The organism is Bacillus sp. GW823-FHT06A11 (assembly GCF_058795355.1).
The window spans coordinates 618,217-633,873 of the sequence record NZ_JBXAHS010000003.1 but is presented as its reverse complement, the minus strand read 5'-3'; the positions used below and the strand labels follow the sequence as shown (position 1 = coordinate 633,873).

15 protein-coding genes and 1 pseudogene are annotated in these 15,657 nt (G+C 36.0%); 13 read left to right on the top strand and 3 right to left on the bottom strand.

All coding sequences use genetic code 11. From position 1 onward, the window contains the following. Positions 1–38 precede the first annotated feature (38 nt). A complete protein-coding gene (ppsA, locus tag AC1Q8L_RS17475) occupies positions 39–2,645 on the top strand; it encodes a phosphoenolpyruvate synthase (protein WP_000094216.1) in 2,607 nt (868 codons plus the stop codon). A 54-nt stretch (positions 2,646–2,699) separates the two neighbouring features. Here ppsA and AC1Q8L_RS17470 read toward each other — a convergent pair whose 3' ends face one another. Continuing rightward, complete coding sequence (locus AC1Q8L_RS17470; RefSeq protein ID WP_001205678.1) at positions 2,700–3,317, bottom strand: TetR/AcrR family transcriptional regulator; 618 nt, start codon at positions 3,315–3,317, stop codon at positions 2,700–2,702. Between the two features lie 170 nt (positions 3,318–3,487). Here AC1Q8L_RS17470 and AC1Q8L_RS17465 point away from each other — a divergent pair, with 170 nt between their 5' ends. After that, the gene (locus tag AC1Q8L_RS17465; protein ID WP_000475871.1) at positions 3,488–4,669 is read left to right on the top strand and encodes a YhgE/Pip domain-containing protein; all 1,182 of its coding nucleotides are present in this window, start codon (positions 3,488–3,490) and stop codon (positions 4,667–4,669) included. A 48-nt stretch (positions 4,670–4,717) separates the two neighbouring features. Here AC1Q8L_RS17465 and AC1Q8L_RS17460 read toward each other — a convergent pair whose 3' ends face one another. Further along, a complete protein-coding gene (locus AC1Q8L_RS17460; protein ID WP_001139527.1) occupies positions 4,718–5,224 on the bottom strand; it encodes a GNAT family N-acetyltransferase in 507 nt (168 codons plus the stop codon). A 272-nt stretch (positions 5,225–5,496) separates the two neighbouring features. Between AC1Q8L_RS17460 and AC1Q8L_RS17455 the strand changes: the two genes are divergently transcribed. From AC1Q8L_RS17455 to AC1Q8L_RS17420, 8 genes and pseudogenes are all read left to right on the top strand, one after another. Beyond that, the gene (locus AC1Q8L_RS17455; protein ID WP_000282832.1) at positions 5,497–5,931 is read left to right on the top strand and encodes a ferritin-like domain-containing protein; all 435 of its coding nucleotides are present in this window, start codon (positions 5,497–5,499) and stop codon (positions 5,929–5,931) included. A 215-nt stretch (positions 5,932–6,146) separates the two neighbouring features. After that, positions 6,147–6,615: pseudogene (locus AC1Q8L_RS17450) on the top strand (DUF2691 family protein). Between the two features lie 23 nt (positions 6,616–6,638). Next, on the top strand, positions 6,639–7,154 hold the full coding sequence (locus AC1Q8L_RS17445; protein WP_065229024.1) for a GNAT family N-acetyltransferase: 516 nt from the start codon (positions 6,639–6,641) through the stop codon (positions 7,152–7,154). Further along, a complete protein-coding gene (locus AC1Q8L_RS17440; protein WP_065229023.1) occupies positions 7,155–8,033 on the top strand; it encodes an aminoglycoside phosphotransferase family protein in 879 nt (292 codons plus the stop codon). A 111-nt stretch (positions 8,034–8,144) separates the two neighbouring features. After that, the gene (locus tag AC1Q8L_RS17435) at positions 8,145–9,473 is read left to right on the top strand and encodes a YjiH family protein (protein ID WP_065229022.1); all 1,329 of its coding nucleotides are present in this window, start codon (positions 8,145–8,147) and stop codon (positions 9,471–9,473) included. Positions 9,474–9,863: 390 nt separating this feature from the next. After that, the gene (locus AC1Q8L_RS17430; protein WP_086387015.1) at positions 9,864–10,451 is read left to right on the top strand and encodes a GNAT family N-acetyltransferase; all 588 of its coding nucleotides are present in this window, start codon (positions 9,864–9,866) and stop codon (positions 10,449–10,451) included. 329 nt (positions 10,452–10,780) lie between these two features. Further along, on the top strand, positions 10,781–11,413 hold the full coding sequence (locus AC1Q8L_RS17425; protein ID WP_000662218.1) for a YdcF family protein: 633 nt from the start codon (positions 10,781–10,783) through the stop codon (positions 11,411–11,413). Positions 11,414–11,567: 154 nt separating this feature from the next. Continuing rightward, entirely contained in the window at positions 11,568–12,716 is a 1,149-nt protein-coding gene (locus AC1Q8L_RS17420) for an acyl-CoA dehydrogenase family protein (protein ID WP_001218355.1), read from the top strand. A 214-nt stretch (positions 12,717–12,930) separates the two neighbouring features. On the opposite strand, the gene AC1Q8L_RS17415 is transcribed toward AC1Q8L_RS17420, so the two are convergent. Further along, positions 12,931–13,401 (bottom strand): DinB family protein, encoded by a 471-nt coding sequence (locus AC1Q8L_RS17415; RefSeq protein ID WP_086387014.1) that lies wholly within the window; start codon positions 13,399–13,401, stop codon positions 12,931–12,933. 69 nt (positions 13,402–13,470) lie between these two features. Here AC1Q8L_RS17415 and AC1Q8L_RS17410 point away from each other — a divergent pair, with 69 nt between their 5' ends. The 3 genes from AC1Q8L_RS17410 (at position 13,471) to lepB (ending at position 15,628) form a co-directional block, all read left to right on the top strand. Next, complete coding sequence (locus tag AC1Q8L_RS17410) at positions 13,471–14,178, top strand: ArsR/SmtB family transcription factor (RefSeq protein WP_001103831.1); 708 nt, start codon at positions 13,471–13,473, stop codon at positions 14,176–14,178. Positions 14,179–14,375: 197 nt separating this feature from the next. Further along, complete coding sequence (locus tag AC1Q8L_RS17405) at positions 14,376–15,053, top strand: copper homeostasis protein CutC (protein ID WP_086387013.1); 678 nt, start codon at positions 14,376–14,378, stop codon at positions 15,051–15,053. A 23-nt stretch (positions 15,054–15,076) separates the two neighbouring features. Next, a complete protein-coding gene (lepB, locus tag AC1Q8L_RS17400; protein ID WP_098311841.1) occupies positions 15,077–15,628 on the top strand; it encodes a signal peptidase I in 552 nt (183 codons plus the stop codon). Positions 15,629–15,657: the final 29 nt, after the last annotated feature.

Genomic DNA, 15,657 nt, shown 5'->3' with positions numbered 1-15,657 from the left:
ACAATCAAGAACACATGCATAGTAAGGAGAGATGTTACATGAGTTCTTTTGTTCTCGATTTTCAGGAAATAGAAAACACGCAGCTTTCGCTCGTCGGTGGAAAAGGTTTGAATTTAGGGGAGTTAACAAACATTCAAGGTATACAAGTACCCGAAGGTTTTTGTGTTACAACGGTAGGATATGAAAAGGCTATCGAGCAAAATGAAGAGCTTCAAACTTTGTTGCAGCAGCTAACAAAGTTGAAAATGGAAGAGCGTGCTCAAATTGGTGAAATGAGTAAGAAGATTAGAGAAGTCATTATGGCAGTAGAAATCCCTACTGATGTAGTGGAAGCAGTAGCTCATTATCTCTCACGTTTTGGAAATGAACATGCGTATGCCGTGCGTTCTAGTGCGACGGCTGAAGATTTACCGTATGCTTCATTTGCAGGTCAACAAGATACGTATTTAAATATTATCGGAGAAGAAGCGATTTTACAGCATGTAAGAAAGTGCTGGGCGTCTTTATTTACAGAGCGAGCAGTTACGTACCGCATACAAAATGGTTTTAAACATAATCAAGTTTCTATATGTGTTGTCGTTCAAAAAATGGTTTTCCCTGAGGCTTCGGGCATTTTATTTACGGCTGATCCGATTACTTCTAACCGAAAGGTGTTATCAATTGATGCCAGTTTTGGACTTGGTGAGGCATTAGTATCGGGACTGGTCTCTGCCGATAATTATAAAGTAAAAGAAGGCGAAATTTCAGAAACGATGATAGCGACTAAAAAAATAGCTATTTATGCTTTAAAAGAGGGCGGAACAGAGACGAAACAGATTGATCCGGTTCAGCAAAAACTTCAAACATTGTCTGAACAACAAATTTTACAACTAGCACAGATCGGAAGACAAATCGAAGCTTATTTTGGTTGTCCGCAAGATATTGAATGGTGCTTAGCCCATGATACAATTTATATAGTCCAAAGCAGACCGATTACGACTTTATATCCAATTCCAGAAGTAAATGATGGGGAAAATCACGTGTATATATCAGTTGGTCACCAACAAATGATGACCGATGCGATGAAACCATTAGGTTTATCTTTTTTCCTGTTAACGACTAGTGCCCCTATGCGTAAAGCGGGAGGCAGGTTATTTGTTGATGCTACGCAACAATTAGCTTTACCTGCTAGCAGAGATTACTTAATAAACACTTTAGGGAAATCTGATCCGCTCATACAAGATGCATTAACGAATGTAGTTGAGCGAGATGACTTTATTACATTGTTACCAGATGATGAAAAAGGGAAGAGTGCTGGCAAAAGTGTGCCACCTGCAAATTCGCAACCAGAAAACGAAAATGATCCGGCAATCGTTACGAATTTAATACAGAATAGTGAAGCATCAATCGAAGAGTTAAAACGAAACATGCAAATGAAATCAGGGACGGATGTACTTGATTTCATTTTGGAAGATATTCAGCAATTAAAGAAAGTATTATTTAATCCGCAAAGTATTGCTGTCATTATGGCTGGTATGAATGCTTCAACATGGATCAATGAAAAGATGGAGCAATGGCTAGGCGAAAAGAATGCAGCAGACACGCTTTCTCAATCGGTACAAAATAATATTACGTCTGAAATGGGTTTAGCATTAATGGATGTTGCTGATGTGATTCGGCCATATCCAGAAGTTATTGCGTATTTACAACATGTAGAAGATGATAGCTTTTTAAATGAACTAGTTCAGTTTAAAGGCGGGGAGAAAGCCCGAGATGCCATCTCTGCTTTTCTAAATAAATATGGAATGAGATGCAGCGGAGAAATTGACATTACGAAAACGCGCTGGAGTGAAAAGCCAACAACCATTATCCCGATGATTGTAAATAATATAAGAGACTTTGAAGCGGGTGCGAGTAAGCGGAAGTTTGAAGAAGGACTGCAAGAAGCTGTGAAAAAAGAAGAAGAGTTAGTAAATCGATTACAACACTTACCGGATAGTAAACAAAAAGTAGAAGAAACGAAGCGTATGATTCGCAACATCCGTAATTGTATCGGGTATCGTGAATATCCAAAATACGGCATGATTAATCGTTATTTCATATATAAGCAGGCGTTACTGAAAGAAGCTGAGCAACTTGTGCAGAGCGGTGTCATTCATGAAGTTGATGATATATACTATTTAACTTTTGAAGAGCTTCACGAAGTTGTTCGCACGAATAAACTAGATTACGAACTGATACAAAAACAAAAAAATGATTACAAATTATATGAAAAACTAACGCCTCCTCGTATAATGACGTCTGATGGAGAAATCATTACAGGTAAATATAAACGAGAAAACCTCCCAGATGATGCGATTGTAGGTTTGCCTGTTTCTTCAGGAGTGATTGAGGGGAGAGCTCGCGTTATTTTAAACATGGAAGAAGCGAATTTAGAAGAGGGCGATATATTAGTTACAGCTTTTACTGATCCGGGCTGGACACCATTGTTTGTGTCTATAAAAGGGTTAGTTACCGAAGTTGGCGGACTTATGACGCACGGAGCAGTAATTGCACGTGAATATGGATTACCGGCAGTTGTTGGAGTAGAGAATGCTACGAAATTAATAAAAGACGGACAACGAATTCGGGTACATGGAACAGAAGGGTATATTGAAGTGTTGTAATTAAGTAAAAGAACATCCACTATTATAGTGGGTGTTCTTTTGTATATAGTTGACTTATTTCTTTAAGCCAGCCGCATAAAAAGGTCCATGAACTGCAATAGTTGATAAAAAGTGAGCAATTTCCTCAGGTGTTTCTTTTTGCCCGTTATTTAACCATTGCTGAATGACACCTATATGAGCAGATGCCATATAAGAAGCTAAGTATTGGCTTGGGACAAGTAAATTCTCCTTATTAATGAGAGCGCCATTCGTATCTTCAAATATTGTTTTCCACATAAAGTCCTTCAGTTTTGTTTGGAAAGATAAATCTCCTTTTGGACTTAATACAGCTTTCATAAAATCACTATTTTCATTTAAAAATGCAAGAACAGAAGTGATAAGTATAAACGGCATTGTTGGAGAAGGATTGGAACCAAGATCAGCAATAACTTCAGGCAATCTCTGTTTGGCGATGCTAGAAACCTCATACATAATTTCTTCTTGGCATTTCGTCATTAAATCAAATTTATCTTGATAATGCGCATAGAAAGTACCGCGATTTATGTTTGCTTTCGTTGTAATATCTTTCACCGTAATGGCGTCAAAACCTTTTTCTTCAATTAACTCAACCAATGCATTTCGTATGGCAGTTTTTGTACGAATAACACGTAAATCTAAATTACTATCACGCAAAGTATGCCCCTCCTTCATTTTAGCCAACACATTTCAAAGATGTGTCTTATAACCGACACATTCACGATTTTTGATTATTGTATAAGGTTCAACTCGAACATATAATTCAAATATAAATAAACAACACGTTGTTGATTATTATAAATCAAATTAGAGGAGGAGAAAAGAAGATGTTTAAAAATAAACTTTTATTGCTATCACCAGTTATTGCACTACTTGTTGTTTTTATTTTTTCATTAACGTTATTTCCAACTGTTCAACCGCAGCCGAAAAACTTGCCAATTGCAATTGTAAATGAGGATCAAGGTGTAGAAATTCCAAATCAACCGAAAATGAATATGGGGCAAACAATTGTTGATACGGTGAAAAAATCATCGAAATCAGAGGAAGAACCCGCAGTGAAGTGGGTAGAAGTAAAAAATAAAGAAGCCGTTCAAAAGGGATTAAACAATAAAGAGTATTACGCGGCATTAGTCATCCCGAAAGAATTTAGCGCAAAACAAGCGTCGTTACGAACACCACAGCCATCTTCACCTGAGATAGAAATATATATTAATCAAGGAATGAATACGGCTGCATCAACTATGGCAGGACAAATATTAAATGGCGTGGTTGATAATATGAACAATAATGTTCGTACGCAAATATTAGAAGGGTTAAAAGCAAAAGGAGATACTGTAACAACAGATCAAGCTGTGAAATTAGTAACACCTATTGTAAAGAACGTGAAAAATATGAATGAGGTCGGCAAAAATAGTGCGAACGGTAACTCACCAATATCATTGTTCCAGCCGTTATGGATTGCAAGTTTAGCGAGCGCAGCGATTATTTTTATTGCGATTAGTAAAATACCGGTAAGTTCACGAAAAGAAAACTTTATATTGAAAGTAAAACAAATCGTAACAGGAGCTATTGCGGCACTTGTAATTGGATTTGGTCTTACATGGATTGCAGATGGGATGGTAGGATTAAATATTTCGAACTTCACGGATACAGCTCTATTCTTATCCATTACTTCTTTTAGTTTCTTCTTAATGATATCTGCGGTACTTTCATTAGTTGGGCTAAAAGGAATCGGTTTATTCGCTTTATTACTATTTTTCGGGGCGCCGTTATTATCATTAGCACCTGAGATGTTGTCTCCGTTTTATCAAGACTGGGTTTACCCATGGTTACCAATGAAATTTATGATCGAAGGCTTAAGAGAAATCTTCTTCTTCGGAAAAGGGGTAAGCTGGAATACACCTGTTACTGTACTCGTTTGGATTGGTATAGTAAGTGCGGTTATTATATTAGCAACTGCATTCAAACGTAGTGCAGTAAAAGGGCATAAAACAGAATTGAACGCTTAAAAAAAGCCTGATTGTTAAAAAGTGTTGTATGTAATTAAGCAGGAATTTCTAAAGATCGCGTACGTTCCAAACAATCTCACCGCGCTCGTCATCCCACGTACTGTGATGCCTCTTAAACCCGATCTTTTCTAGCACCCGGAGGGAAGCGATATTCCAAGCGCCTACAGTCGACCAAAGCCTGTGGCGCCCAGTAGCAATTGCAGCGTCCAGTACAACGGCTGCTGCCTCAGTCGCATAACCTTTTCCATGAGCGCTGCGGAACAATTCGTATGCAATCTCCGGCTCTTCAAGTGTGGAACGACCGATAATCAAGCCACAGTATCCAATAAAATCGCCTTCGTCTCGCCTACGAATAGTGAGAAGGGAAATGCCATTTTCGTCTGCTTTCTTGCGCATCTCAATAAGCCGGCTACGAACGGAATCAAGGGCTGGCATGTCCACACCACGTTCGCCAATTAATTTTCTCATCCAAACTGAATCGGATTCCTCCCACATACTCAGGTCAAGTCGTTCGGTTTTTAGCTGGAACTCCATAGTTTTAAATAAAGATGGCATAGCGGAACCTCCTAGTTATGTCACTGAATTCATAATAGCTTCGCACCGCATCATGTTGAACTTCTCGTTGATTCGCGAATGTATTTTCCCACTCCCGCGAGAGTTTATAGCAACAGTATACAATAGTGTTATTTTTATGCATAAGCAATTCTTTTGCAAAATAGACCATTTTCTCAAACTTTACTTTCAATCTAAAGCTGTCCCGTTATATACACATGCTCCTACTATTTCAAAATGCATAAAATGTTATGCGAAAGTATGGAGGGGATACAATGTATAATTCGAATTATTATGATTGGTATAGGCAGAATGATAAGTTGATAAGTGATATTGAGAAAGCTATAAATGGAGAGTATAGCGCTATAAGCTGCTATGCAAAATTAGCGAATATGGCTCCAAATCAAGTAGAACAAAAACAAATTCTTGAAATTCGTAATGATGAAATAAAGCATTTCCACAACTTTGTACAAATTTATACGAACTTAACTGGCAGGCAGCCGAAACCACAAATTACTGAAAACTGCCCAAATACGTATTTACAAGGATTAGAGTTCGCTATACAAGATGAACAAAAGACAGTAGATTTTTATTTGGAAATTTCAGATGAGACATCGGATGCACATTTGAAAGAGTTGTTACGGAGAATAGCTGCGGATGAACAAAATCATGCGGTATGGTTTTTATATTACTTCGTGAAGTCGAAGTGAGCATTAAGAATGAACGACTGATGTAGTGAAGATATTAAAAAATATTTTAAAACGCAGTGCAACGATTGAATAAGATATGTAAATGTAAGTAGAAGGAAACCGTTTCGCTAGTAGTGGAGCGGTTTTTTATGATGTACATAGGTATCGACAAAATATAGTAATTAAATTTGATATATAATGTATGGAACAAAAATAAATAAGCTAGGAGCAGACATATGAAAAGAGGGATTACAGTAGATATTCTAGATGGATATGATAATTTACTTTGGAAAGTCTTAAAGCCAATTGAAATTACTGCATTTGATTGGCAAGCCATGGGAAGGGAGGAAGCTTATATAGATAGTAGGGAATGAATTAGGTCCAGAATTATTTTCAGAAGATAACGAGATCATGGTAGGTTCAGCTTTAAAAAAGCTAATAAAAGACAACATATATTATCTTTTATTTGTAGACTTAAAAGCATATCCAAAAGGGGAAGTACTAGGAGAAATTGAAACATATGAAGAATTTAAGGAGAGTAAGTGTGAAGTAGTCGTATTAGTAGCGGATGGTGATTACATACAAATTTATGTGAAAAACCAAGAAGAGATTGAAATGATGTATGAAAACGCACGGAATCAAGGATTGTATGTAGAATATATTACAGATGAAAATGATGGAAGGACTCGTTTGTCAGTATGGTAGCAATTTGAAAGGGGAAAGGCAATATGGAGAGAAATATAAGTAAAGAATATGCAATTCGAATTGCTACCGAAAATGAGAGTGATAGTATTAAAACTCTATTAAAAGAAGTAGCACAATGGCTACAACATAAAGAAGTGGATCAGTGGCAGTATCTTTTAGGAGAGGAAGCTACGGCTGAAATACTAGAATGTATAAGAGAGAAATATACATATGTTGTTCTGAAAGAAGATGAAATAGTTGGTACGGTTACAGTTTCTCCTAAACAAAATGAATGGGATGAACATATTTTTGGTAAAGAGGAAGTTTCTAATTCATTATATATTCATAGATTTGCGGTGAAACGGAAGTATAAGGGGAACGGAATTGGAGAATGGATTTTACAGTGGATAGAAGAGAATGTACAACATGACAAAGAGTATTTGAAGTTAGATTGCGTGGCGCATAATCGTACGTTGAATGATTTTTATAAGAAAAATAGTTTTGAATATGTTGGAAGTACGGATGGGCTTAGTAAGTTTCAAAAGAAAAGGAGAATGTGAATGCATCCAATTAACGTAAGTTTAGTTGAAAAGTTAATACAGGAACAGTTTCCTGAATGGGCCCATTTAGAAGTGAAACCTGTAAAGTTTAGTGGGCATGATAATAGGACGTTTCACTTAGGGGATGAGATGAGTGTAAGATTGCCAAGTGATGTGGCATATGCACCGCAAGTAGAGAAAGAAAATAGTTGGCTTCCTATATTAAGTAAGGGACTTTCTTTACCAATTTCTACACCAATTGCGAAAGGAAATCCGTCTGAAGCATATCCATTGCCTTGGTCTATTAATAAGTGGATAGAGGGAGAAACAGTTACGAAACAAAACGTTCGTGATTTAAATGAATTTGCAGCGGACTTAGGATCTTTTTTAGTAGAATTGCAATCTATTAATGCGAGTAACGGCCCTTTAGCTGGACCGCATAATTTTTACCGGGGCGGACTTATATCGGTATATGATGAAGAGGCGAGAGTTGCTATCGAAAATAATAAGGATATTTTTGAAGATGCATTATTAAAGCATCTTTGGAATTTAGCACTTAGCTCAACGTGGGATCGTAAACCAGTTTGGGTGCATGGAGATGTAGCGCCGGGTAATTTACTCGTTAAAGGTGGAAAGCTTTGTGCTGTAATTGATTTTGGTATTTTAGGAGTAGGAGATCCTGCTTGTGATGCAGCGATGGCTTGGACGTTTTTTGATGAAAATAGTAGAAATGTATTTAAAGAAGTATTACGTATGGACGAAGAAGCGTGGAATAGAGCGAGAGGATGGGCACTTTGGAAGGCGTTAATTACATATGATGCGAATAGGGATAGTAATGAAAAAGTAGCAGAAGAATCGTATCGTATCATGCAAGTGATTGTGGATGATTATGAGAGGTAATAGAAAAGCCTATTTTAAAATAGGCTTTTTCATATGATTAAATAGTAGAAATAGAAAGAAGGAATATAACGTAATTATACAGAATATTTAGATAATAGGAGGTGTCGAATTTTGAGTGAAATTGAATTAAAGAGTAATGTAATTAAGACAGGGCGAGAGAAGGGGATTATTCTTCGGTTTATACTTGCTAGTCTCGTTGGAGTGTTTATGTTTTTCGTTCCTGTTACGATAAACGGTGCATCGTCTATTATGATTGATCATATCGTATCGTGGATCAGGGCTTCCGTTCCAGGTGTAGTACCTTATTATGCATTATTTGTTATGGCAATTGGTGCGATTTATCCATTTTATACGAAGAAATGGAATGCATCTATCGTAGACGTTTGTTTTTCTATTTTAAAAGTAGTTGGTGTCGTTTTTGGAGTATTATATTGTTTGAAAATAGGGCCAGCTTGGTTCTTTGCACCAGATGTTGGGCCGTTTTTGTATGAGAAGCTAGTCATATCAGTAAGTTTGCTCGTTCCAATTGGTTCGGCATTTTTAGCGTTATTAGTTGGATATGGATTGCTTGAATTTATCGGTACATTTTGCCGTCCGATTATGAGGCCATTATGGAATACGCCAGGGAGATCGGCGATTGATGCAGTTGCTTCCTTCGTTGGAAGTTATTCGCTTGCCCTTCTTATTACGAATCGTGTGTATAAAGAAGGAAAGTATACGACAAAAGAAGCAGCAATTATCGCTACAGGATTTTCTACAGTATCCGCTACATTTATGATCATCATCGCAAAAACATTAGATATTATGCATTTATGGAATGTTTATTTTTGGACTACGCTTGTTGTAACATTCATCGTGACTGCTATCACCGTAAGAATCCCACCCCTTAGTAGAAAACCAGATACATATGTAACAGAAGAAGGATTTCCAGAGCCTGTTTATAAAGAAAAAATGCTAGAACGTGCTTGGGAGGATGCGTTAGAAGTATCAAAGTCTGCACCGAGCATTATGAAAAATATTACAGTGAATTTAAAAGACGGATTTATTATGACAATGGGAATTTTACCATCTATTATGTCAGTAGGATTAATTGGTATCGTCTTAGCGAAGTTCACGCCAATATTTGATTGGATCAGTTATATTTTCTATCCGTTTACATGGCTATTACAATTACCGGAAGCAGACTTAGCTGCTAAAGCTGCATCAGTTGGTATTGCAGAAATGTTTTTACCGTCATTATTAGTAGTAAGTGCACCACTTGTGACAAAGTTTGTCATTGCAGTTGTTTCCGTATCATCTATACTGTTTTTCTCCGCTTCCATTCCTTGTATATTATCAACAGATATTCCGTTAAAAGTATCTGAACTTATTATTCTGTATGTGCAGAGAACGATTTTAACGTTGCTTATCATTACGCCGATTGCTTATTTGTTGCTTTGAAGTTTTAATAAGATAAAGTTAAACAAAAGAAGCCGTCTGTAAAAAAGAGGGCTTCTTTTGTTTAAAAGCGGGATATTCTTATTTATTTTTCGTATATGACGTAACGCTTCTTAAGAAGATTCCTAGTCCCGCAAAAAAGAATCCTAAGCATAATAAGCTGCCTGGCGTTCCCCAAGTAATTTGATCTAGCATTTATTATCCCCTCCCGTTTATCATTATATAGAATTTATTGGAAATTATCAAAAAAATTCTTTTTTAAGGGTTACTGATGAGTCTTCCTACCTTATACGAGAAGAATATATTTGAAAAGAATTCTTTTCTTTATATTTCTTTATTCTTATAATACGTTTTTGATTCTTATGATATAGTAACAACAAAGGGGGCTTAAAAATGGAAATTATTCACGAAAGAGCAAAGTTGCGGTTAATGGATAATACTGATGTCGAAACTTTGTTTTCGATTGTAGAAGGAAATCGGGATATTTGGGCGTATTTAATTTCTAAAATGGATAGTGTGCAAGATATGCAACAATACGTTCAAAAAGCGATAAAGGGTTACGGAAGAGGTACTCAAATACCTTTCATAGTCGTAGATCAACAGTCGAATAAGATTGTAGGAAGTACACGTTTATATAATATTTCAGTAGAAGATAAGACAGTTGAGTTAGGGCAAACGTGGTATCATCCGAGTGTGCAACGTACGAGTATAAATACAGAGTGTAAGTATATGCTTCTTCAGTATGCTTTTGAAAAATTGCATATGCTGAGAGTGCAAATTAAGACGGATATAAGAAATGAAAAAGCACAACGAGCAATTGAAAGATTAGGCGCAGTAAAAGAAGGTGTGCTTAGAAATGAAAGAAAATTACCGAATGGTTATGTGAGAGATGCGGTGGTGTACAGTATTATCTCGAGTGAATGGCCAGGCGTAAAAGAACAATTGTTAGAAAAATTAGAGTTGTATAAAGAAAAGTTATAATTCGTGTTTTGAAAGGTATATTGTTCGTGAGATATGAAAAATATACCTTTTTTCTTACAAAATGCTACTTTATTTTAATTCCTTTTGTTTCATCGTTCCCTTCTGAGAAAAAATTCGTTACAATGTAGTTGTATGGTAATAAACTTATGAATTTAAAAAATGTAATGAAAACCGCAAATGAAAATGAATTGATAATCCTCAATTTTAAATGAAAACCCTTTTATACATAAATAACAAGTAAAGTTCCTTCTTTTAAATAAACTCAAACAAAACGATTTGATATAAATGTTTTTTATAGAAGTATGGATGATGTACGGAGGCAATTACAAATGAAAGAAAATAAGAAAAGTAAGAAAAGACGAATCTTTCAAGTATTTTTACTAATGATTTGTTCTGCTATTTTATATGTAAGTTATGCAGCTTACGATATTTGGAGTTATCGTTTTAAAGCAAATGATGACGTGAAAACGGATGCTGGTATCGTACTAGGCGCAGCTTCATGGAATGGAAAACCATCTCCTGTATTTAAAGAAAGAATTAATCATGCGATTTCTTTATATAGGAACGGAAATATTAAAAAGATTATTTTTACAGGTGGTACAAAGTTCGAGGCAGAACTTGAGGAAGCACGTACTGCAAGAGTATATGCAATGAAACAAGGTGTAAAAGAGGAAGATATTTTAATTGAAACTAAATCCCTTTTCACTGAAGAAAATTTAAAAAATGCGAAGCAAGTTGGAATAGAGAACGGTATACAAACATACACGATTGTAAGTGATCCACTTCATATGAAACGCGCAATGAGAATCGCAAAACATATTAATATTGAAGCGTATGCTTCACCAACGCCGACATCAGCATATAAAACGTTAGATACAGAAATACCATTCTTCTTTAAAGAATTATTCTCGTATATTGGATATGTAACCTCTTTGCCGTTAAAAGCATTGAAGGGGGACTAATATAAGAAAAGAATCTATCCTTAAATAGGAACTTTTCTTATTAGTCAAAAACATTGTATTTTTATCGGAATAGTGAAACAATAGAGAGGTAGCTTCATATAATCATAATGACAAAATGAACGGTTTATGAATCGAGCATAAAGGAGATTATAGTATGGCACTCTCATTTGTTGAAACAGAAGAACAGTCTTTAATTATTGAGAAAATAAATAAATTGATTCCGAAGTTCATGGAAAGGGAGCATCAGCTAAGTGAATTAGGATCATTTCCGTATGAAAATATAAATGATTTGAAAGATATTGGATATACGAAATTAACGTTACCGAAGGAATTTGGTGATAGTGCGATTTCTTTATATGACTTCGTTTTATTTCAAGAGAAAATCGCGGAAGGCTGTGGAGCTACTGCATTATCGATTGGCTGGCATCTTGGCATTGTGAAGGAGCTAGCGGAAAATCGCTCTTGGAATGATGAGATGTTCAAATGGTTTTGCGAAGAAGTACGTAATGGTGCGCTCTTTAACAGGGCAGCAACAGAACCGAAAACAGGGAGTCCGACGCGTGGCGGCAAACCAGAAACAATAGCGGTTCAACAAGGCGAGAAGTGGGTTATAAATGGAAGAAAAACTTTTACAACGATGGCGCCAGTACTTGATTATTTTATTATTTCAGCAAGTATGGAAGGCCAAGAAGAAGTTGGTGAGTTTGTCATTCCAAGAAATACACTCGGTGTATCTATTGAAGAAACGTGGGATAGCGTTGCAATGAGAGGGACTGCTAGCCACGACCTTGTCTTACAAAATGTAGAGATAGAAAGCCGCTTTTTTACGGATGTAAAAGGCGGGAAAGTGAAACAAAAGGGTATTGGCTGGTTGCTACATATACCAGCATGTTATTTAGGAATTGCACAATCAGCAAGAAATTATGCAGTTCAATTTGCGGGATCATACAAGCCAAATAGTTTAAACCATTCTATTAGTTTATTACCGAATGTTAGAAAATTAGTTGGAGAATTAGAACTCGAGCTTATGCAAGCTCGCGTCTTTTTATATCAAATTGCGAAAAAATACGATGAGGCAGAAGATAAACTGTCACTGCAAGCAGAATTAGCGGCAGTGAAATACGCCGTAACAAATGCGGCGATATCCATAGTGGATAAATCAATGCGCATCGTAGGAGCAAAAAGTTTATCAGAAAAAAATCCGCTCCATCGTTACTATTTAAACGTCAGAGCAGGATTACACAATCCACCGATGGATGATGCAACATTGTCTATGCTGGCGGATGCGGCGTTTCGGTCGTAGTATTTAAAGCTTACATTTTATTGTTTATGGATATTATAGTTGTTTTGAAAGCACGGGTTTGATTAGTAATCAAACCCGTGCTTTTTATGTGTATGAAGTACTTGGTTGAGATGTAGGTTTTTAATATAAATGATTATCATGGTTTTTTGATTGTTTCTTGTTGGAAATTCTTATTGTAATGCCAGTTTGGAGGCTGTATAAACATTTTTCGTATTTAATCCCAAATTAATGGTCTTTCTAAGTTTACCATTCGTAAATATTGTAAAAATTGACCTGCATGGACCGCATCATGATAGGCAATTCTTAATAGCATATCACCTAAATATCGTTGATAGCCAACATCACTTCTATCAATAAGTCTTGAATCTAGCTCGGCTATGCTTATTGATTGAACATATTCTATGAAGTCAGTAAAGTATGATTGTGCCAATTCAATTTCTTTTTTTACACAAGTAATTGGCTCGTCATCATACAGGGGACGTATGTCGTTTATTGAACCGTTGTTTTTTATAATCATATGATAGTAAAAAGTTGAGCTCCATACGTGACGAATCATTTCACCAAAGGACATAGCCTCAGGATCAGGCTTCCAATTAAGAAAATTATCGGGAAGAGAATTCCATAATTTTTCTGAGCGCCTTCTCGTTTCTTTTAAATTTAATATACTAAGATCAATTGCATTCATAATACATTCTCCTTTACTATTAAACTTAAAATAATTGTATCAATTTAATAGTTAGGGTATCATCGAAATATGAATGTATATCCGAATATCTCATATATAGCTAAACTAATTGCTGAACCTACAAGAGCAATCATCTTAGAGTGTCTAATGAATAATCAGGCACTACCTGCTAGTGAATTGGCTTATATGGCAAAAGTGTCACATCCAACAATTAGTTCGCATCTTTCTAAATTAGTAGAAGGGAATTTACTTACAGTTGAACAACATGGTAGACATCGTTACTATCGACTTGCTAATCAAGAAGTTGCAGAAGTGCTTGAAAAGTTAGGGACAATTGCACCAACAGTTCAAGTTCGCTCTTTAAAACAATCAAGCCAACTAAAACAAATTCGTTATGCTCGAACTTGTTATGATCATCTTGCAGGCAAACTCGGTGTAGAGATAACTGAAAAATTACTTGATAGGAAATTTATAATTTTAGAGGATGGAGAATACATTGTAACGGAACAAGGTAAGAAATGGTTTCTGAATTTTGGAATAAATATTGATAAGGCAGATATAAAAAGGAGGGTATTTGCAAAACCTTGTCTTGATTGGAGTGAACGACGCTACCATATTTCTGGTTGGTTAGGGTCTGCAATTGCAAAACTGCTTTTTGAACAGGGATGGATTACGAAAACGGATAAGAACCGAGCTGTCCATCTTACAAAGAAAGGTGTAAAGTTATTAGAAGATCAATTAGGCATTGATATGAAAACTGAGGAAAGAAAAGCTTGAAATTAGAAAAGTCCGTCAAAATGACGGGCTTTTTCATTATGGTAGGAGTGTACATGAATAATAGGATGTTACCAATAATCGTTGCTAATAAAAAATCTTTCTTTTCATTCTTCTTTTTTTAGTTTTAAAGGAGAAAGCTAGGCTTCTTATTTTTACTAATGTTATAATAAGAAAAAAGCACGAAAAGAGGTCATCACATGCTAGAGGTTATTGCAACATGTTTAGAAGATGTAAAACGAATTGAAAGCGGTGGCGGGAAGCGGATTGAATTAATTTCATCTTATACAGAAGGTGGTTTAACACCGAGCTATGCTTTTATAAAAAAAGCGGTAGAAGCGGTAAGTATACCAATTCATGTTATGATTCGTCCGCATGCGAAGTCTTTTACATATACGGAAGAAGAAATTGAAATGATGAAAGAAGATATTATAGTTGCGCAGAAGTTAGGAGCAGCTGGTGTAGTATTAGGCGTATTAAACGAACGAAATGAAGTGGATGAAGAGAAATTAGCGGACTTACTATCTGTTGTAGATGGAATAAATGTAACGTACCACCGTGCGATAGATGATATAGAAAATCCAGTAGAAGCGATGAGAACTTTAAAGAAGTTTCATAAAGTGACTCACGTTTTAACTTCAGGTGGACAAGGAAATATAGTAGAGAATATTCCGGTGCTTACAGAAATGCAAAAGGTAAGCGATGGTCAAATTCAGCTTGTAGCTGGAGCTGGCGTGACGAAAGAAAATATAAAGCGATTGCTAGATGAAACTGGAATCACGCAGGCGCATGTCGGTACAGCGGTAAGAGAAGGAAAATCATGTTTTTCTGAAATAGATCCTAATTTAGTACAAGAATTAGTTGAAATAATAAAATAAGTGCTTAAGAAAGAGGAGAAACGATGAAGGAAAATACAAAGAAAGAATTATTCTCTTGGGCTAAAACGATAGGTTTTACCCTTGTATTAATTGCTATTATTCGCGGTGTTTTATTTACACCTTCTTTAGTGCAAGGTGAATCAATGATGCCCACTTTAAAAAATAACGAACGAGTTCTCGTGAATAAGATTGGTTATAGTATAAGTGGATTAGATCGCTTTGATATTATCGTCTTCCACGGAAAAGAAGGATACGATTTAGTAAAACGAGTAATTGGTTTGCCAGGCGATACAGTTGAGTATAAAAATGATGTTTTATATGTAAACGGAAAAGCGATGGAAGAACTATATTTAAAAAAGTTTAAAGAAAAAGCAGTAGGCCGTGTATTAACTCCAGACTTTACGTTAGAACAAATCACTGGGAAAACGAAAGTGCCAGAAGGCCAAGTATTTGTTTTAGGGGATAATCGTGAAGTTTCTAAGGATGGTCGCATGTTTGGCTTTATTTCAGAAGATGAAATTGTCGGAAAAGGACAAGCTGTTTTCTGGCCGTTGGAACAAGTAAGAGCGTTATAAAGTGTGGTGAAGTATGGGAGAGATATTCT